The sequence below is a fragment of the Gillisia sp. Hel1_33_143 genome, from assembly GCF_900104765.1.
Lineage (GTDB): Bacteria > Bacteroidota > Bacteroidia > Flavobacteriales > Flavobacteriaceae > Gillisia.
The window spans coordinates 1,141,850-1,160,038 of the sequence record NZ_LT629737.1 but is presented as its reverse complement, the minus strand read 5'-3'; the positions used below and the strand labels follow the sequence as shown (position 1 = coordinate 1,160,038).

The 18,189-nt window shown below is 34.4% G+C and carries 20 protein-coding genes; 8 read left to right on the top strand and 12 right to left on the bottom strand.

The features are described 5' to 3' along the window. Positions 1-119: 119 nt before the first annotated feature. From mnhG to BLT84_RS05140, 7 genes are read right to left on the bottom strand one after another with little or no spacing between them, the layout of a single operon-like run. Positions 120-524 carry a monovalent cation/H(+) antiporter subunit G gene (mnhG, locus tag BLT84_RS05170; protein ID WP_034886961.1) on the bottom strand — a complete coding sequence of 135 codons (405 nt, stop codon included), beginning with the start codon at positions 522-524 and terminating at the stop codon, positions 120-122. Next, positions 524-793, bottom strand: coding sequence for a cation:proton antiporter (locus BLT84_RS05165; RefSeq protein WP_034886962.1), 270 nt, complete (start codon positions 791-793; stop codon positions 524-526). Before BLT84_RS05165 ends, mnhG begins: the two co-directional genes overlap by 1 nt. Beyond that, on the bottom strand, positions 790-1,266 hold the full coding sequence (locus tag BLT84_RS05160; protein ID WP_034886963.1) for a Na+/H+ antiporter subunit E: 477 nt from the start codon (positions 1,264-1,266) through the stop codon (positions 790-792). The genes BLT84_RS05165 and BLT84_RS05160 overlap by 4 nt, the downstream gene beginning before the upstream one ends. Continuing rightward, complete coding sequence (locus tag BLT84_RS05155) at positions 1,266-2,789, bottom strand: proton-conducting transporter membrane subunit (RefSeq protein ID WP_034886964.1); 1,524 nt, start codon at positions 2,787-2,789, stop codon at positions 1,266-1,268. The genes BLT84_RS05160 and BLT84_RS05155 overlap by 1 nt, the downstream gene beginning before the upstream one ends. Then, the gene (locus tag BLT84_RS05150; protein WP_034886965.1) at positions 2,786-3,139 is read right to left on the bottom strand and encodes a Na+/H+ antiporter subunit C; all 354 of its coding nucleotides are present in this window, start codon (positions 3,137-3,139) and stop codon (positions 2,786-2,788) included. The genes BLT84_RS05155 and BLT84_RS05150 overlap by 4 nt, the downstream gene beginning before the upstream one ends. A gap of 3 nt (positions 3,140-3,142) precedes the next feature. After that, complete coding sequence (locus tag BLT84_RS05145) at positions 3,143-3,556, bottom strand: Na+/H+ antiporter subunit B (RefSeq protein WP_034886966.1); 414 nt, start codon at positions 3,554-3,556, stop codon at positions 3,143-3,145. Positions 3,557-3,589: 33 nt separating this feature from the next. Further along, positions 3,590-5,896 carry a putative monovalent cation/H+ antiporter subunit A gene (locus tag BLT84_RS05140; protein WP_034886967.1) on the bottom strand — a complete coding sequence of 769 codons (2,307 nt, stop codon included), beginning with the start codon at positions 5,894-5,896 and terminating at the stop codon, positions 3,590-3,592. Here BLT84_RS05140 and BLT84_RS05135 point away from each other — a divergent pair. The 5 genes from BLT84_RS05135 (at position 5,895) to BLT84_RS05115 (ending at position 9,251) form a co-directional block, all read left to right on the top strand. Beyond that, positions 5,895-6,086 (top strand): hypothetical protein, encoded by a 192-nt coding sequence (locus BLT84_RS05135; RefSeq protein ID WP_034886968.1) that lies wholly within the window; start codon positions 5,895-5,897, stop codon positions 6,084-6,086. The genes BLT84_RS05140 and BLT84_RS05135 overlap by 2 nt on opposite strands. 67 nt (positions 6,087-6,153) lie before the next feature. After that, on the top strand, positions 6,154-6,672 hold the full coding sequence (locus BLT84_RS05130; RefSeq protein ID WP_091263359.1) for a DUF2975 domain-containing protein: 519 nt from the start codon (positions 6,154-6,156) through the stop codon (positions 6,670-6,672). An 18-nt stretch (positions 6,673-6,690) separates the two neighbouring features. Next, on the top strand, positions 6,691-7,215 hold the full coding sequence (locus BLT84_RS05125; protein WP_091263357.1) for a DUF2975 domain-containing protein: 525 nt from the start codon (positions 6,691-6,693) through the stop codon (positions 7,213-7,215). A 2-nt stretch (positions 7,216-7,217) separates the two neighbouring features. After that, the gene (locus tag BLT84_RS05120) at positions 7,218-7,427 is read left to right on the top strand and encodes a helix-turn-helix domain-containing protein (RefSeq protein WP_034886970.1); all 210 of its coding nucleotides are present in this window, start codon (positions 7,218-7,220) and stop codon (positions 7,425-7,427) included. A 51-nt stretch (positions 7,428-7,478) separates the two neighbouring features. After that, positions 7,479-9,251, top strand: a complete 1,773-nt coding sequence (locus BLT84_RS05115) for a M61 family metallopeptidase (RefSeq protein WP_091263355.1) — start codon at positions 7,479-7,481, stop codon at positions 9,249-9,251. 148 nt (positions 9,252-9,399) lie between these two features. On the opposite strand, the gene BLT84_RS05110 is transcribed toward BLT84_RS05115, so the two are convergent. From BLT84_RS05110 to BLT84_RS05090, 5 genes are all read right to left on the bottom strand, one after another. Continuing rightward, positions 9,400-9,690, bottom strand: coding sequence for a FoF1 ATP synthase subunit delta/epsilon (locus BLT84_RS05110; protein ID WP_034886972.1), 291 nt, complete (start codon positions 9,688-9,690; stop codon positions 9,400-9,402). Positions 9,691-9,763: 73 nt separating this feature from the next. After that, complete coding sequence (atpD, locus tag BLT84_RS05105) at positions 9,764-11,275, bottom strand: F0F1 ATP synthase subunit beta (RefSeq protein WP_091263353.1); 1,512 nt, start codon at positions 11,273-11,275, stop codon at positions 9,764-9,766. Between the two features lie 300 nt (positions 11,276-11,575). Then, positions 11,576-13,426 (bottom strand): glutamine--fructose-6-phosphate transaminase (isomerizing), encoded by a 1,851-nt coding sequence (gene glmS, locus BLT84_RS05100; protein WP_034886974.1) that lies wholly within the window; start codon positions 13,424-13,426, stop codon positions 11,576-11,578. A gap of 5 nt (positions 13,427-13,431) precedes the next feature. Then, positions 13,432-15,042, bottom strand: a complete 1,611-nt coding sequence (locus BLT84_RS05095) for a DUF4270 domain-containing protein (protein WP_091263351.1) — start codon at positions 15,040-15,042, stop codon at positions 13,432-13,434. A gap of 15 nt (positions 15,043-15,057) precedes the next feature. Beyond that, positions 15,058-15,870, bottom strand: coding sequence for a glycogen/starch synthase (locus BLT84_RS05090; protein ID WP_034886976.1), 813 nt, complete (start codon positions 15,868-15,870; stop codon positions 15,058-15,060). Positions 15,871-15,971: 101 nt separating this feature from the next. Between BLT84_RS05090 and panC the strand changes: the two genes are divergently transcribed. From panC to BLT84_RS05075, 3 genes are read left to right on the top strand one after another with little or no spacing between them, the layout of a single operon-like run. Further along, positions 15,972-16,823, top strand: a complete 852-nt coding sequence (gene panC, locus BLT84_RS05085) for a pantoate--beta-alanine ligase (RefSeq protein WP_091263349.1) — start codon at positions 15,972-15,974, stop codon at positions 16,821-16,823. 10 nt (positions 16,824-16,833) lie between these two features. Continuing rightward, the gene (panD, locus tag BLT84_RS05080) at positions 16,834-17,184 is read left to right on the top strand and encodes an aspartate 1-decarboxylase (protein ID WP_034886978.1); all 351 of its coding nucleotides are present in this window, start codon (positions 16,834-16,836) and stop codon (positions 17,182-17,184) included. 4 nt (positions 17,185-17,188) lie between these two features. Beyond that, entirely contained in the window at positions 17,189-18,154 is a 966-nt protein-coding gene (locus tag BLT84_RS05075; protein ID WP_091263347.1) for a YbhN family protein, read from the top strand. The last annotated feature ends 35 nt before the right edge of the window (positions 18,155-18,189 follow it).

Below are 18,189 nucleotides of genomic sequence, written 5' to 3'. Positions count from 1 at the left end.
TTATTAATATTGACCTACATTTTATACATGCGTAGCTAAGAAAATAAATGTGTAGCTATTATCTTAAAGGTAAATGTGTTGAGTTTACTATAGCAAAACATCATTTTTAAAGAATATTCCTAATCTTCAGCATCTTTAATATGACTGAGATTATTCTCTGGTGTATCATCTGTTTCACTCTTTAAGATCTGAGAGTGTTTTTGGTATTTCCCATCCAGATCATCCATAACAGAATTCTTCCACAATCTAATCCCAGAAAAATAAGAGGTTCTCCCCAAAAGATGACCACTCACAGGTGCTGTAAGTATAATGAATAAGATAATAGCCATTACTCGTGTAGTAATAGAAAGTTCTTGAAAATAGATGGCTGCAGCTAGCATAAGTAACCCAATCCCTAAGGTAGCAGCTTTAGTAGTCACCGATATTCGTAAATATGTGTCTGGCATTCTAATGATCCCTACTGCAGCAAGGAAAACAAAGATCGTCCCAAAGAAAGCCAATACACCTACAGCAATTTCTGTCATTATTTATTTCTTTTTTGAATATAGTATGAAAATGCTACCGTCCCCAAGAACGCAATAAGCGCAAGGATCATGGCAACATCTAAAAATGCCGGCTGATTGGTTAGTATAGAATACGTTCCAATAAATCCAATCCCTGTGGTAATAATTAAATCTACCGCAATTATTCTATCTATAATGCTAGGACCCTTAATGAATCTTATCACTATTAAAATAACCGAAACTGTAAGGACCGGAATTACAAAGTAGCTTAAAAAATCTATTAATGTCATCTAAAAATTTCCAGTATACGTTTTTCAAATCCGTTCTTAATGCTGGCAATAAAACTTTCTCTATCCTTAATATACATAGAATGTACGTAAAGTACCTTTTTATCATTAGAAACATCTAAGCTTAAGGTACCCGGAGTTAGTGTAATAAGATTTGCCAACAAGGTGATCTCTATATTAGTTCTTACATCTAACGGTATCTTTACAATACCCGGAGTCATATTATAATTGGGCGTCATCACTTCATATGCTACCTCTAAATTCGCTTTTAAGAGCTCGTATAAAAAGAAGAATACAAAGGCTATGGCCTTGGGAACTATTCTAAAATACTTAGTATTAGTTCTACCCGTGGTGATCATTCTAAGCAATAAGAAACTAAGAGCAAATCCAAACAGGTAGTTAGGGAAGGTAAAATCTCCCGTTAGCGCTACCCAGATCACTGTAAGCATTATGTTAGATAAGAACCTATTCTTCATTACTTCAAGATTTGAGTATTATGCAATACTGCTTCTACGTATTGCTGATTATCCATAAGTTCTGTTGCGATTCTAGAGGAAAGCTGTTGTATATGCTCTGCTCCAAAACCTATATATAAAGATACCAGAGATAGAAATATAATAGGAGCGATCATCTGAGTTTTTTTGACGTTCGAAAGATTCGCAAAATATCTGAAATTAGTTTTCAATTCAGATTCCGGTTTATCTTTCCATACTACCGCAGCCCAGATCTTGGCAATAATAAATAAAGTAATTAAACTAGCAAAGAGAATTGCTCCTACCAGCCACCATTGTTGCGTTGTAAAACCAGCTTTTAACAAGGATATCTTTGGCCAAAATCCAGATAATGGAGGAATCCCTACCAATGAAAATAATGGTATTGCTATTAGTAAGCTTAATTTTGGATAATCTTTATACAATCCACCCATTGCCTGCACGCTATTGGTTCCTCGAATTCTATACATTAAACCACTTACCATGAACAAATTTGTTTTTACAACAATATCATGTATAAGATAAAAGATCGTTCCTGCTATAGCAACTTCAGTAAACAATCCAAGTCCTGCAATCATATACCCTATATGGCAGATTATGAGATATGAGAATACTTTTCTTAGGTTATTTTGCACTAAGGCACCAAGACCTCCACTAAATAGCGTTAACACTGCCATTACAATGATGGTATTTTGAAGAAATACATCTCCAACAAATATCAATGTAAATACCCTTAAAAGGGCATATACCCCAACCTTGGTAAGTAAACCTGCAAAGATCGCAGAAACTGCCGATGGCGGTGTATGGTAGGACGCCGGAAGCCAAAAATACAATGGGAATGCTGCAGCTTTGGTACCAAACGCTATCAGAAATAAAATGGCTGTAATCTCTACCAGACCTCTATTTTCTATAGCTGCAACCTTAACAGAAAGATCTGCCATATTCAAAGCTCCAGTTAAACCATATAGCACCGCAATTGCAGTTAAAAAGATGGTTGAAGCCAAGATATTCAGTGTAAAATACTTTACTGCGCCTTCCACCTGAGCCTTTTCTCCTCCCAATGTAATAAGCACAAATGAGCTAATAATTATGATCTCGAACCATACGTATAAGTTGAAAATATCTCCAGTTAAGAACGCTCCATTAAGTCCTAATAAAAGAAAATGGAGTATTGGGAAATATCCAAATCTAAGCCTCGCTGCAACAACAGAGGCAGAAGAGAAACTGGCAACCGCCAGACCAGATATTGCGGTAAGAAGCACTAATGTAGCAGAGAGTGTGTCTGCAACAAAGATGATCCCAAACGGAGCTTTCCAATTACCCGCTTGCACTGTTTGTGTTCCCCCATCAATAATATAAGCAAATAACCAAATGGATACTGCTACACTTATAACACTTCCTACTATACTAATTATCTTTTGCACCTCTATCTTGTTCCAAAAGAACATCAATAGAATGCTTAAAAACAACTGCAGCAATAGAGGATATAAAACTATTTGTTCTGTCATGAATCTTGGTCTATGGCGTTCATTTCATCTAAATCATCAGTCTTAACCACTTTATACGCCCTTTTAATAAGAATGATAGCAAAGGATTGTAATCCAAAACTAATAACAATAGCAGTTAATATTAATGCCTGCGGCACCGGATCTGCGTAAACATCATGAAAGATCTTATCTGTTCCAGGAATAATTGGAGGATGCCCTTTTACAATTCTTCCTAATAAGAATATAAGCAGATTGGCACCATTCCCAAGAATGATAATTCCTAAGATAAGTTTTACGAGGCTTCGGCGAAGGATCATATAGATACCTGCCGCATAAAGCACTCCAATCATAATAGCTAAAAGTACTTCCATAATTTAAGCAGATTCTGTAATTGTAAAAATAATGGTAAGGGTAACTCCAACCACTACTAGATATACTCCAGTATCAAAGAACATAGCAGTTCCTAGAGATCCTAGTATCGGGATATGATGAGGATACCACATTCCCGTCATAAACGGCATGTCTGCAAATATGATTGGAAAAATTCCGCTTAAAAAAGCAAGACTTAATCCTACCGGCATTAAAAATCCAGGATGTATTCTAATTAAAGGTTTAGTTCTTTCCAGACCGTGAGCAAATGCATGAAGCACCCATGCTATGGAAGCAATTAAGCCTCCCACAAACCCTCCTCCAGGAGAATAGTGTCCTCTTAAAAGAATAAATACAGAAAACAGCAAGAGAACCGGCAAAAGGTAGGTAGCTGCTGTTCTTAATATAATGGTTTTCATTACTTCTTAGTTTTTAATTCAGATCTTCTCCGTCTATCGTTTGTCACTTTTTTTCAATCTCAATTTAAGCAATCCAAAAACTCCTATGGCTGCTATTGCCAGTACGGAAATCTCTATCATGGTATCTGCCCCTCTAAAATCTACAAGTATCACATTTACCACATTTTTTCCATGAGCTAAAAGATAAGCGTTTTTAGCGTAGAAATCGCTTACCTCAGTATTCATAGGCTCAGCAAGTATTTCTAGAATTAGTATGGTAATTATAGCTCCAAAAGTTAATGATATGATCCCATCTTTAATTCGGACTTTATAATCTGAAAGTATCAAATATTTAGGCAATCTATAAAGTACTAATACAAATAATATTACGGTTAAGGTATCTATAGAAAACTGAGTCATTGCCAGATCTGGTGCACTATAGATTACAAACAGCATACAAATGGAATATCCAACTATGCTCATTGCAGCCACCGCAGCTAATCTAGATTTTGTAAATACAGTATATAGAACGGCTACCAGCATGATTGCACAAAGAGAAGCTTCATAAAAAGTAATCTCAGAAAGATTAGAATAATTAACAGAAAAAGTGGCTATTCTAAACAGGGCATATCCTAGCAGCCCTATAAGAACTACTATAATGGTTGATACATAATTTCTTAGATATCCGTTTTGAAAAAATTTAGTCCATTTGGCAGCAAAGAAATTTGCAAATACCCATAATTTTGTAGAAATAGTGTGTGGAGATATAAACTCTAAACGAGCAATCTTAGCTTCTAATGCCTTGGTAGGCTTCATGGTAAAATACATGATAGTCCCTATGGTAATAGTGAATAAGCTTAACCATAGCACCGTACTAAAGCCATGCCATAACTTTAAATGAACCTCTGCTCCATCTACACCCATTGCAGATACTACTGGCTTAATAAGAGATTCATCTATTAAACTTGGCACTATACCAAATAAGATTCCAGCAAATGCTAAAATTACTGGAGGTAACCATAATAGAATGCTTGGCAAAGTTAGATCTTTATAATCATCAGGAAGTTTACCGGCAAAAGGTCTTATTCCGGCAACAAATCCACCATAAAGCAACAATATTTTAGTAATAATAATAAGTGCTACCCACAATACCGGGCTGTTAACCAAATGCAGAGTAGACTCATAAGTAAGTTCTTTTCCTATAAAACCAATACTTGGAGGAATTCCCGCACTAGATATTGCAGCTAAGAATCCGGCGATAGCAACAGGAAATAAAACCCTTCCTAATCCTCTTAATTTGGTTGCGTCTCGAGTTCCAGTTTTGAGATCAATAATTCCGGTGATAAGGAATAATGTTGCTTTATATAAAGCATGAACTATTATAAAAACAGCAGCAGCAAACAAAGCATCTACCGTACCTTGACCTATTAAGAAAACCAAGATACCCAAGGCTGAGATTGTAGAATACGCTAAGATTCCTTTAAGATCTGTTCTAAAAATTATATGGATAGCAGAATAAACCATTGTAATCGCCCCAATAATGATCAAGGTAGAATTCCATAATTCTTGATTACCCAGTACAGGTGTTAATCTCATTAACAAATAAATCCCAGCTTTTACCATAGTTGCCGAGTGCAAATAAGTAGAAACCGGTGTTGGAGCTTTCATAGCTCCTGGCAACCAGAAATGAAATGGGAACTGAGCAGATTTAGTAAATGCCGCACCAAACATTAATATAACGATAAGGGCATAAAAAGGACTGGCAGCAATATCACTGCTCATAGCCAACATTTCTGAAATATTATAAGTACCAGTAACTGATCCTAAGAAAATAGCTCCTGCTAATAATGACATTCCTCCTAATCCGGTTATAGCCAATGCAGTAATTGCAGATTTTCTAGATGCCGGATTAGAGTTATTAAATCCAATTAGAAAAAAGGAGCTTATACTGGTAAGTTCCCAGAATACAAATAATGAAATTAAGTTATCTGAAAGTACCAAGCCAAGCATTGCAGCCATGAACATACTGAGATAACCATAAAATCTATCTAAATATTTATGATTTTTGAGGTAGACCGATGAGTACACAAAAACGAGAAAACCAATTCCTGTGATCATCAAAGAAAAGAGGAGCGATAAACCATCTAGTGTAAAACCCAAATTAACTCCAAATGATGGAATCCATTCAAAGTTCTGTCTAATCACTTCTCCATCGGCTATTCTACCAATAAATTGAATGAAATAAACAAATAATGATAAAGGGATTGCAGCCGAAAGTACTGCTAGTTTGCCTTTAAAAATCTTTCCGGCAACTACCAAGAACAGAGAAAATATAAACCCTAAAAGTATTGCTATTAGCATGAGTGAATCTAAAAATCAGTTCTTCGCAAATATAATAGGAATTATTGAGGTTTGTGTAGGTAAATATTACTTTAATGCAACACTATTTAGATCATTAAACGGTTACAATCTTAAAAATGAAATTACCTGTATTATGCTAATTGGTTTCTTAAAAAATTATGCATACAGTAAATCTATAAAATTAAAATAATAATAAATTATTGTTTTTCGATAATTAATATTTATGTTTGTTATTGTAAAACGATAATTTAATAGAGATGAAATCTTTACAACTTCTTAAACTGAGCATTGACATTTGTTTTATCATACTGATAATTGACGTTATTTTCTCTTTTTTTACTTATTTGATGCTTATACTCTATGGAGAACCTTTTACGGTTACCATAAATGATAGTCAAAAGGAAATTGTGGATTTGAGCTTCTCGTCAGGCTTGTTAATAATTAGCAATTTTGCTGTTACACTATTAAGCACTTATGCTATATACCTCTTGAGAAAATTGATAAGAAGTTTTTTTAAGAATTCATTTTTCACAAAATTACAGATTGCTTTGTTCAGACTAATTGGTCAGCTTATTGTTCTATCTGTAGTACTGCAGTTTATAGTTCACTTTTTCTCCACGATGCTACTAGAAAAAAGATTGGAAATTGGCGTTTCCGTAGATTCTGGTTATTATAGCAGTCTTTTTATTCTATCAATAGGTTTGTTTTTTATTTATATGAGTAAGCTCTTTAAAAAATCTAGAAGCCTTCAAGAAGAAAACGATCTAACCGTTTAATTTATATAAATCATCAATATGAGTCCATTTACAACACCATTAAAACCGTTAAAATTTTTCCTGAACTTTGTCTTTATAGTTGTCATTGCCTCTGTCTTATTAAATATTATTGGAATCTTTTTTATACCATTTTTCCCTGAATCAAAATTTCTCTTAGACTTTTTAGGTGTAACATTTTTTAGATGGGAATTTCCAGTAATTGCTTTAATAATTACCTCCATACTTTTAAATCTAGGTTTTATTTTTAGCCTATATGTATTTAAAAAAATTGTTAGTTCCCTTTTCGAATCTGAATTATTTAATCGTTTTCAAATTTCCAGTCTAAAGTTATTAGGACAATTGATTATTCTTCTGGTAATTTTAAAATCTATCTATACCATGTTTTCAAATATAGTTTGTGGAAAAAGTGGAGATATAGGTATACATATATTTTCATTTGATTCCAATTTTATGGCAGTTTGTTTTGGACTGTTTATGATATACTTGAGCTATATTTTCAAAAAGGCTAAATCCCTTCAAGAAGAAAACGATCTAACCGTTTAAGTATGTCTATAAACATAAATCTAGATTCAGTTCTTGAGAAAAGAGGTATGAAAAGCAATGAGCTGGCTGAACTTATTGGAATTACCACTGCAAATCTTTCGATCCTTAAAACAGGGAAGGCAAAAGCAGTAAGATTCTCCACTTTGGAAGCAATCTGTAAAGCATTAGATTGTCAGCCGGGGGATATTTTAGAATATATAAATGAAGATTAAGTTCAAGGTTTTAGGAATTGATTAATTTAGAGTCCAAATTCAAAAATATCTATGTATAAATTTCTTTTTTTCCTGCTTATTACAGCAGTATCCTTCGGCCAAACCAATACTTATCAAATATCATTTGAAAATGCAGCACATCATGAAGCTACAGTAAACGCCACATTTCCAAACATTAAAAGTCATACTTTAAAAGTTGAAATGAGCAGATCTTCTCCCGGGAGATATGCGGTTCATGAATTTGCTAAAAACGTTTACAACTTAAAAGCCACCAATGGCAAAGGGGAAGAACTTACCACCTCAAGACCGGACCCTTATTCTTGGGAAATTTCTGATCATGATGGAACCGTAAATATCTCCTATACGCTCTTTGCCAATCATGGAGACGGAACGTATTCTCAAGTAGACAACACCCATGCACATTTAAATATTCCAGCTACTTTCATCTTCAGCAAAACTTTAGAGCATAGACCTATTGAAGTTACCATTGATATTCCAGCAAATTCAAACTGGAAAGTCGCAACTCAATTAAAAGAGCTTTCTGCCACAAAATATGCTGCTCCAGATCTTTATTATTTTATGGATAGTCCTATGGAAATTAGTGATTTTGATTTGAGATCATTTAATATAGATGGTCAAGACATTCGTTTTGCACTACATCATCCAGGTACTAAGCAAGAATTCGATGAGTATTTTGAAAAGGTCAAAAAAATAGTTGAACAGCAAAAGTTGATTTTTGGAGAATTACCAAAATATGACTTTGGGAACTACACTTTTTTGGCTTGCTATATGCCAAATGTTACAGGCGACGGAATGGAACATAGAAACAGCACTATTTTAACCGATGTAGAAAGTTTAGCTGAAGGAGGAATGAAAGGAAATATTGGCACCGTATCTCACGAATATTTTCATTCCTGGAATGTGGAAAGAATTAGACCTGCAGATCTAGAACCTTTTGATTTCACAAAAGCAAACATGTCTGGTTCTTTATGGTTTGCAGAAGGTTTTACAAGCTACTACACCAATCTTGTTTTAACTCGAGCTAAAATCATTAGTCCTGAAGATTATATAAAGAGCTTAAACGGCACTTTTAATTATGTTTGGAATTCTCCTGCTCACAAATATTTTAACCCTATAGAGATGAGCTATCAGGCTCCCTTTGTAGATGCTGCAACTTCTGTAGATGCGGTAAATAGAGAAAATACTTTTATATCTTATTATTCCTACGGAAGTATTTTAGGATTAGCATTAGATCTGAAATTAAGAGAAAATAACCTTAATCTGGACGATTTCATGAAATTGATGTGGATAACTTATGGGAAACCAGAAGTTGCTTACACTATTAAAGATATTCAAACAACATTAGCTAAGTATGCAGGGCAAGAATTTGCAGATGAGTTTTTTAGTAATTACATCTACAAAAGCGAAATGCCTAAATATGCTGATCTCCTAAAAACTGTAGGACTAAAATTAGAACAGCTTAAAGAATCGGCATACTTCGGGGCGTCGGTAAAAGAAGATGATAATAAATTAATTATTTCAAGTAATCCGAAAAATGAAAGCCCTGCTTATAAAGCATTTTTATCTGAAGGAGATGAAATAAAAGCAGCAAACGATTCAATTATCTCAAGCAAAAAAGCATGGTCAGAGCTTTTAAAATCAAAAAAGTCTGGTGATAAACTTCAACTTGTAATAGTTAGAAATAGACAAGAACAAAAAACGGAAGTTACTTTAGAAGAGGATCCCGCTTACACCATCAGCATAGACGCAAAGGCAGACAAGAAAGCGGTAAAAATGAGAGAAACTTGGTTAAAATCTAAGTAAAATTATAACTATTAAAAAAGCCAGTTTCATTGGAGCTGGCTTTTTTTTTGTGGTAATGATAAGAAAATCGCTATATAAAATCTATAAAAGCAAAAATCCCAAACTCTAAATATTAGAATTTGGGATTTTAAATATTGTGTTATGCTATTTAATCTGCTAGAACAATGGCTTTATTATCCTTCATTTCAAGCACTCCTCCTTTAATAGGATAGAAAAAAACATTAGAACCTTCTTGTCTAAAATCTTTAGAAAGACTCTTTATCATTTCTGGATTTGCAGAAGATGCTAAATTGATCTTCACTTCTCCTTCCACTAAAAGAGAAACAATAGCAGCATGATGATTAAGCATTTGAAATTCCCCATCTATTCCGGGAACTTTCACAGCTTCTACTTCTGCGCCAAATACTACTGCTTCAGGAGTAACAATTTCTAAATACATATTTTTTCAGTATTGAGTAATTAGTATTGAGTAGTGAGTTTTAAATACTAACTACTCAATACTCAATTCTATTTTAAGATTCTGCCAACATTTTCTCTCCAGCTTCAATAGCTTCTTCAATAGTCCCTTTAAGGTTAAAAGCAGCTTCTGGTAAGTGATCTAATTCTCCATCCATAATCATATTAAATCCTTTGATGGTTTCTTTAATATCTACCAACACTCCTTTAAGACCTGTAAACTGTTCGGCTACGTGGAAAGGTTGAGATAAGAAACGTTGTACACGTCTTGCTCTATATACCGCTTGCTTATCTTCTTCTGAAAGTTCTTCCATCCCAAGAATAGCAATAATATCTTGTAATTCTTTATAACGTTGTAACAACTCTTTAACTCGTTGTGCACAACTATAGTGTTCTTCACCTAAAATTCCAGCAGTAAGGATTCTTGAAGTAGATTCCAAAGGATCTACTGCAGGATAAATACCAAGTTCTGCAATCTTTCGAGACAATACCGTTGTTGCATCAAGGTGAGCAAAGGTTGTTGCCGGTGCCGGGTCAGTTAAATCATCTGCAGGAACGTAAACCGCCTGTACAGATGTAATAGATCCATTTTTAGTTGAGGTAATACGCTCTTGCATGGCACCCATCTCAGTTGCTAATGTAGGTTGGTAACCTACCGCAGATGGCATACGTCCAAGAAGTGCAGACACTTCAGATCCAGCTTGTGTAAAACGGAAGATATTATCTACGAAGAAAAGTACATCTTTTCCTTGTCCATCTCCTGCTCCATCACGGAAATATTCTGCTATTGTAAGTCCTGAAAGTGCAACTCTAGCACGTGCTCCAGGTGGCTCATTCATTTGTCCGAATACGAAAGTTGCTTTAGAATCTCTTAAAGCTGTTTTATCAACCTTAGACAGATCCCATCCACCTTCTTCCATAGAATGCATAAAGTCATCACCATATTTAATAATTCCAGACTCTAACATCTCTCTTAAAAGGTCATTCCCCTCACGAGTTCTTTCTCCAACTCCAGCAAATACTGAAAGTCCACCGTGACCTTTGGCGATGTTATTAATAAGTTCCTGAATCAATACAGTTTTACCAACTCCTGCTCCACCAAAAAGACCAATCTTACCACCTTTTGCATAAGGCTCAATAAGATCAATTACTTTAATACCGGTGAAAAGAACTTCAGTAGAAACTGAAAGATCTTCGAATTTTGGTGCCTGACGGTGAATTGGCAATCCAGCATCACCAGCCTTAGGCAAGTTATCCATTCCATCTATGGCATCTCCAATTACATTGAATAAACGACCATAAACCTCTTTTCCAATTGGCATTTGGATTGGTGCTCCAGTAGCAATTACTTCTACACCTCTGCTCAATCCATCAGTAGAATCCATAGATACAGTTCTTACTGTATTTTCACCAATGTGAGATTGTACCTCCAAAACCAAAATAGAACCATCTTTTCTGGTAATTTCTAAGGAATCGTAAATTTTAGGCAAATCAGCATTATCTGAGTTGAAAACTACATCAACTACAGGACCAATGATTTGTGCAACTTTACCTGTGACTTTAGACATTATCTAATTCTTTAAAGTTTAATATTAAAATCTTTATAATTCTATTTGATAATCTCCTATAAATAAGAATATACCAAAATTCATTTTCAGGCTGCAAAGATAGTTTTTCTTTATAAAATAAAACAGGCTCTTACGCAACTTTTTTCGAGAAATTAAAATCTTCTCTATTCATTAAAATCATTCAACTTAACTACGCCAAATGTAAATAGGGTTGAAGAAAATATAAATTCCTATTATTTAAAAATAAAAAACCCTTCCGGAATATTCCGAAAGGGTTTTAACTTTTATGCTATACTCTGCCTATTCAACAGTAACAGATTTAGCCAAGTTTCTTGGTTGATCTACGTTCTTACCTAACATTACTGCTATATGGTAAGACAACAATTGTAATGGAATAGTAGTTAATAATGGAGTTAAAGATTCTAAGGTTTCAGGAATCTCTACTACATAATCTGCTAAGCTTCTTACTTCTTCATCACCTTCCGTAACAACAGCTATGATCTTACCTTTTCTAGATTTGATCTCCTGTACATTACTTACCACTTTATCATAATGTCCTTTCTTAGTTGCAATAACAACTACCGGCATCAATTCATCTATTAAAGCAATAGGACCATGCTTCATTTCTGCAGCAGGATAACCTTCTGCATGAATGTAAGAGATCTCTTTTAACTTAAGCGCTCCTTCTAGTGCTACCGGGAAATTATAACCTCTACCTAAGTAAAGACAGTTTGGAGCATTTTTATATTTATCTGCAATTACTTTAATATGTTCGTTCTCTTCTAACACCTTAGTGATCTTAGCAGGAATTCTATCTAACTCTTGCAAGTGCATTCTAAAGTCTGAATCTGAGATAGTACCTTTATACTTAGCAAGCTTTAAAGCCATTAAGGTTAAAACGGTGATCTGCGTTGTAAATGCTTTGGTTGAAGCTACACCAATTTCTGGTCCGGCATGTGTATAAGCACCTGCATCTGTCTCTCTAGAAATAGATGATCCAACCACATTACATACTCCAAATACGAAAGCCCCTTTTTCTTTAGCTAATTTAATAGCTGCCATAGTATCTGCAGTTTCTCCACTTTGAGAAATAGCAATTACCACATCATTTTCATAAATAACAGGATTTCTATATCTAAATTCTGAAGCATATTCTACCTCTACAGGTATTCTTGCTAAATCTTCGAAGATATATTCTGATACTAAACCGGCATGCCATGAAGTACCACAAGCAACAACAATAATTCTTTTAGCATTGGCAATACGATCTATATTATCATCTACACCAGCCATTCTAATGATGCCCTCGTCAACAAGCATTCTACCTCTATAAGTATCTGTAATTGCGTTAGGTTGTTCGTAGATCTCTTTCATCATGAAATGATCATAACCACCTTTTTCAATTTGCTCAAGATTAAGTTGTAATTCTTGTACATAAGGATCTACTAGTGTATCATCCTGAATTTTTCTAACCTTGATCTCTTTATCTAATCTTACCACTGCCATCTCTCCATCTTCAAGATAGATAGCATTACTCGTAAACTCAATAAATGGTGAAGCATCTGATGCAATAAAGTATTCATTTTCACCAATTCCAATAGCCAAAGGACTTCCTAATCTTGCTACAACTAACTCATTAGGTTTTCTCTTATCAAAAACTGTGATTGCGTAAGCTCCAACAGTTTGATTTAATGCGATCTGAACAGCTTTTCCTAGCTTTATATCTTCTTTAGACATTACATCTTCAATAAGATTCACTAAAACTTCTGTATCTGTATCAGACTGAAAAGTATACCCTCTTTTTACAAGTTCTTTCTTTAATGCAGAGTAATTCTCAATAATCCCATTATGAATGATCACCAAGTTCCCTGAATTTGAATAGTGAGGATGAGAGTTCACATCATTAGGAACTCCATGAGTTGCCCATCTGGTATGCCCTATTCCAACATGTCCTTCCGTAGAAGTTCCGGTCTCTTCAAATTTTGCTTTAAGGTCTGCTACCTTTCCTTTTGTCTTACATAGATTAAGCTCTTCTCCATCATAAAGTGCAATACCCGCACTATCATAACCTCTGTACTCTAATCTTTGTAATCCCTTTAATACAATTGGATAAGCTTCCCTAAATCCAATATATCCAACAATTCCACACATATTCTTTAATTGTTTGTTTCTGTATAATAAATATTAAACTTTAATCTCTTGTCTTCATCATCAGCAAGATTACCATATAACACGGTACCTTTTGGGCTAATAACAGAACCTGTAGGGATCCTATCTATAACAAGATCTGTAGATATATCATCATCACTTAAAGCTATAGAATTTTTTAAACTGGCATTGCTCGTTAAATTAATATTTTGAGTTACTACAACACCTAATTTTCTAACATCTGAATTTTCGTCTAAAATAGATTTCACAAGTTCTGTGATTCTTATTTTATATTTCACTCCATTGCCATCTTCATCTCTCACTAATCTAGATGCAAAAGTAGTTCCAGAATTTAAAGGTCTATCTGCATCTAATGTTAGATCGATCTGATAATCTAGCAAGAAAATATTATTCTCGATATCATACACATAAATTCTTTCTGGCTCTACATCTCCACCTGTAATTTTACTTTGATCTACATAGAACTCCAAACTTGCCTCATTAATAAGCCAATTATTATCACGTATTAGCTGTATTTCTTCCTCATCTTCAAATAGCTCAATAACAGCCATACTACCAGCACCACCTTTTAAAACTAGGTTCTTACTTCCTAAGTCTTCGCTAGAACCTTCTATTAACTGAAGGAATTCTGCAGGAAAATCCTGAGATAACGTGTTAACTCTATTTGCATTAAAATCTAACGTAAAGGAAGCAGGCGAGTAAATTAGATCTGTTGTATCTCCATCTTCATTTGAATCATTGGTATCTGCTACTTTAGACCTATAATACAATTTGATATTAGCATCGCTATTTGCAAAATTAAGCAACATCAAAGTACCATCTCCGTTTACAGCTTCCGCAGAAAAATATAATCCTCTAAAATAATTTTTAAAGTTGTTATTATTAAATAACTCTGGAGAACCTTGTTTATCTATAATATTTTGCTGAAAAAAGTCTTTATCTAAAGCAACCCTTAATCTTGGTGATTTTTGAACAGTATCTAAATTCCCTGTACTACTGTTAACTTCAGCATAACTCACTCTATTGTTAGTAGGTCTAAAGCTATCATTAGAATATAACGGGTCTCCAATTAAGGATGAAGAAAACACATCTGCCTGATTGGAGAAATATTTCTGGCGATTTTGAAAATTATCAGTAGGGTCAAAATCATTTAAAAAATAATTAGATCTTCGAACTGTTAATTTAACTGGTGAGGTTCCATAAATAGAATCTAATTGATACACCGCACCCCCATCTTCATCTGTATCTATCTGAGTACTAAAGTAAGGCAACGTAAGGATCACACTATCCAAAACAGGTTCTGTTCCGAAGTTAGGATTCAATGTAGCTAAAGAAATTTGAGTAAGTACATTTGCAGATTGCAAACCAAATACCGGATCTTTATAAACTCCTAAAAGATTAACCGGAAGATTGTTAGTTTGTACCGGTCCTAATTTTTTAGAATAAGCAATTACTCCAGGATTGTATCTTGGAAGTGAATCTAATTGACCTCCAATAAGATCTCCTCCAATAGTATTATAATCTTCATCACAAGATATAAAAGCCAAAACCGTTAATAGCATTAACGGCATAAAGCGTAAGCGTTTCAATAAAATCATTCGAAATTGATTAATTTATTCTGATAATACTTTGGTAGTGTAGAATTCTTGGTAAGCAGAAGAAAACTCTTCTGGCGATTTATATCCAAGAACCGGCTTGTCTAACTTTTCAAGATACTTCTTCAATTCGTCTGGAATATTATCCCCACCTGTAATAACAGCATCAGAGTTATCTACAGCTGTTTTCATAAGATTGACGTAATTCGGTTTTTTAAGATGACTTACACTATCATCTTCTAAACCATCAAAAAGCACTTTTTTATACATATCCTTATCTAACGTCTCATCAAAGCTTTGATTGTATACCGATGTTACAATTTTTGCGCCAGAAAATAACGGCTCATTCCCGTAGTAGTTTCTAAGGTACAGTGGTAAAAGTGAAGACAACCAGCCATGAACGTGAATAATATCTGGTGACCAGTTCAATTTTTTCACAGTCTCGATCACTCCTTTTGCAAAGAAAATAGCTCTTTCATCATTATCCGAAAATAATTTTCCATCTTCATCTGTTAATGTCGCTTTTCTCTTAAAGTAATCCTCATTATCAATAAAATAAACCTGCATTCTCTCTTTTGGAATAGAGGCAACTTTAATAATTAATGGCATATCAAGATCATCAATTACAAGGTTCATCCCAGATAATCTTATTACTTCGTGCAGTTGGTGTCTCCTTTCATTGATATTGCCATAACGAGGCATAAAAATTCTTATCTGACCTCCAAGACCATTTACCATTCTAGCGGCTTCAAAAGACATAGATGATATATCGGTTTCAGGCAGGTAAGGAATTACTTCAGATGATACGTACAATATCCTCTTATCTTTCATAAATTTTTTGCTTTTGCGAATAAAAAACACGCAAAATTACAAAATTTTATGCAGTTTGCTAGTATTATATTAAGTTTGCACGCTGTTAATTTTACAACAAAATGCAGATAATTAAAGAGAAAGCCGCCTTACAACAGGTAATTTCAGGATTTAAATCTAACGAAACTACCATAGGATTCGTGCCTACCATGGGTGCTTTACATCAAGGACATTTGTCTTTGGTGATACAAGCAGCAAGAAAATGTGACCTAGTTGTGGTGAGTATTTTTATTAATCCAACCCAATTTGATAATCCTTCAGATCTTCAAAACTATCCCAGAACATTAAATTCTGATGTAGCTCTTTTAGAAGAATTAAATCTAAATGTAATTGTATTTGCTCCAAATGCATCTGAATTATATGGAGATTCTGTTAAGGCTGAACATTTTGAATATGATGGACTTGAATTTGAAATGGAAGGAAAATTTAGATCCGGACATTTTAACGGAGTAGGAACTGTAGTTAAAAAGCTATTTGAACTGGTACAACCAGATATGGCATTTTTTGGTGAGAAAGATTATCAGCAATTTCAGATCATTAAAAAACTTACTGAGAAACACAATTTACCCGTAAATGTAGTTGGATGCCCAATAGACAGGGAAAATAATGGTTTAGCAAGGAGTTCTAGAAATGAACGACTAACGGCTCAAGAACGTGAAAATTCAGCTATCATATACAAGATCCTTCAAACGGTTAAAGAAAAGTTTGGCACAGAAAATGCCTCGAACATAACAGAATGGGTGCAAAAGCAGTTTAATTCTCACTCATTTTTAAAGTTAGAGTATTTTGAAATTGCAGATAGCAACACGTTAAAAACCATAAACAAACAAGTATCTGGAGCACAATATCGTGCCTTTATAGCTGTGTACGCAGGAGATGTAAGGCTTATAGATAATATAGCTCTCAATTATTAAATTAAAACCAATGCAAGTTCACGTAGTAAAATCTAAAATACACCGCGTAAAATGTACCGGGGCAGATCTTAATTATATTGGAAGTATTACCATAGATGAAGATCTTATGGATGCTGCAAATATAATTGAAGGGGAGAAAGTTCAAATCGTTAATAATAACAACGGGGAACGTCTTGAGACCTATGCTATTCCGGGACCACGAAATTCTGGAGAGATCACTTTAAATGGTGCCGCCGCAAGAAGAGTTGCACAAGGGGATATTTTAATTTTAATAACCTATGCTATTATGGAGTTTGAAGAAGCAAAATCTTTCAAGCCTTCTTTAGTATTCCCAAATGAAGAAAATAATTTGTTGATTTAACTTCTTGAAAAAATCTATCATAAAAATTTTAAAGATCATACTCCCACTAACACTGGGAGTTTTTTTGATCTGGTACTCATTGAATAGTGCCACTCCTCAAGAAAGACAAGACCTTCTAGACAATATTACTGCTGCAAACCCATGGTTTATCCTACTTTCTATGCTGTTTGGTTTGTTATCTCACCTCTCTAGAGCATATAGATGGAGCTATCTCTTAGAGCCTATGGGCTATAAGCCTAAATTCTCCAATCAGTTCATGGCGGTAATGGTAGCTTATCTGGCCAATTTTGGAGTGCCTAGATCGGGAGAGATCTTAAGAGGAGTAAGTCTTTCTACTTATGAAGATATTCCGTTTGAAAAAGTTTTCGGTACAATCATATCAGAGAGAATAGCAGATTTTATAATGCTATTATTAGTGGTTGGAATAGCCATGATCATGCAAACCGATGACCTTTTAGCCTACTTTCAGAACAATCAAATAAACCCAATTCTTACATTTGGAGTTCTATTGGCAATCTTAGCTTTTGGGGTGATCGCTCTTAAACTTATAAAAAGATCTAAACATGGCATCTTTGTGAAATTTAAGAATTTCGCAAAAGGATTGTTAGAAGGAATGCGTAGCATCTTAAAAATGAAGAATAAGTGGGGTTTTCTATTCCACACTTTATTTATTTGGATTATGTACGTGCTCATGTTCTATGTGATCATTTTCACCGTTCCAGAACTTGCCAACACCTCCTTTGGAATAGTGATGGTAGCATTTGTAGTTGGATCTTTTGCTATTTCTGCAACAAACGGCGGAATTGGGGTCTATCCCATTGCCATAGGTGCGAGTATGATGCTTTTTGGGATAGATAAGCAAGATGGAGAGGCTTTTGGATGGATAGCATGGGGAACACAAACCCTTTTAATTGTGATAGTTGGAGGACTCTCTTTCCTCTTCCTTCCTATTTTAAATGGTAAGAAATAATAAGTATCTTGTGTTCAGTATTTTAAACTTAACCT

Excerpts from the sequence above, each read along its gene's own strand:
- BLT84_RS05115 (WP_091263355.1), top strand. The coding sequence starts at position 7,479 with ATGTATAAATTTCTTTTTTTCCTGCTTATTACAGCAGTATCCTTCGGC.
- BLT84_RS05095 (WP_091263351.1), bottom strand. The coding sequence starts at position 15,042 with ATGATTTTATTGAAACGCTTACGCTTTATGCCGTTAATGCTATTAACG.
- BLT84_RS05165 (WP_034886962.1), bottom strand. The coding sequence starts at position 793 with ATGACATTAATAGATTTTTTAAGCTACTTTGTAATTCCGGTCCTTACA.
- BLT84_RS05130 (WP_091263359.1), top strand. The coding sequence starts at position 6,154 with ATGAAATCTTTACAACTTCTTAAACTGAGCATTGACATTTGTTTTATC.
- BLT84_RS05125 (WP_091263357.1), top strand. The coding sequence starts at position 6,691 with ATGAGTCCATTTACAACACCATTAAAACCGTTAAAATTTTTCCTGAAC.
- glmS (WP_034886974.1), bottom strand. The coding sequence starts at position 13,426 with ATGTGTGGAATTGTTGGATATATTGGATTTAGGGAAGCTTATCCAATT.
- BLT84_RS05140 (WP_034886967.1), bottom strand. The coding sequence starts at position 5,896 with ATGCTAATAGCAATACTTTTAGGGTTTATATTTTCTCTGTTCTTGGTA.
- mnhG (WP_034886961.1), bottom strand. The coding sequence starts at position 524 with ATGACAGAAATTGCTGTAGGTGTATTGGCTTTCTTTGGGACGATCTTT.
- BLT84_RS05155 (WP_034886964.1), bottom strand. The coding sequence starts at position 2,789 with ATGACAGAACAAATAGTTTTATATCCTCTATTGCTGCAGTTGTTTTTA.
- panC (WP_091263349.1), top strand. The coding sequence starts at position 15,972 with ATGCAGATAATTAAAGAGAAAGCCGCCTTACAACAGGTAATTTCAGGA.
- BLT84_RS05135 (WP_034886968.1), top strand. The coding sequence starts at position 5,895 with ATGAGTGAATCTAAAAATCAGTTCTTCGCAAATATAATAGGAATTATT.
- panD (WP_034886978.1), top strand. The coding sequence starts at position 16,834 with ATGCAAGTTCACGTAGTAAAATCTAAAATACACCGCGTAAAATGTACC.
- BLT84_RS05110 (WP_034886972.1), bottom strand. The coding sequence starts at position 9,690 with ATGTATTTAGAAATTGTTACTCCTGAAGCAGTAGTATTTGGCGCAGAA.
- BLT84_RS05145 (WP_034886966.1), bottom strand. The coding sequence starts at position 3,556 with ATGAAAACCATTATATTAAGAACAGCAGCTACCTACCTTTTGCCGGTT.
- BLT84_RS05160 (WP_034886963.1), bottom strand. The coding sequence starts at position 1,266 with ATGAAGAATAGGTTCTTATCTAACATAATGCTTACAGTGATCTGGGTA.
- BLT84_RS05120 (WP_034886970.1), top strand. The coding sequence starts at position 7,218 with ATGTCTATAAACATAAATCTAGATTCAGTTCTTGAGAAAAGAGGTATG.
- atpD (WP_091263353.1), bottom strand. The coding sequence starts at position 11,275 with ATGTCTAAAGTCACAGGTAAAGTTGCACAAATCATTGGTCCTGTAGTT.
- BLT84_RS05090 (WP_034886976.1), bottom strand. The coding sequence starts at position 15,870 with ATGAAAGATAAGAGGATATTGTACGTATCATCTGAAGTAATTCCTTAC.
- BLT84_RS05150 (WP_034886965.1), bottom strand. The coding sequence starts at position 3,139 with ATGGAAGTACTTTTAGCTATTATGATTGGAGTGCTTTATGCGGCAGGT.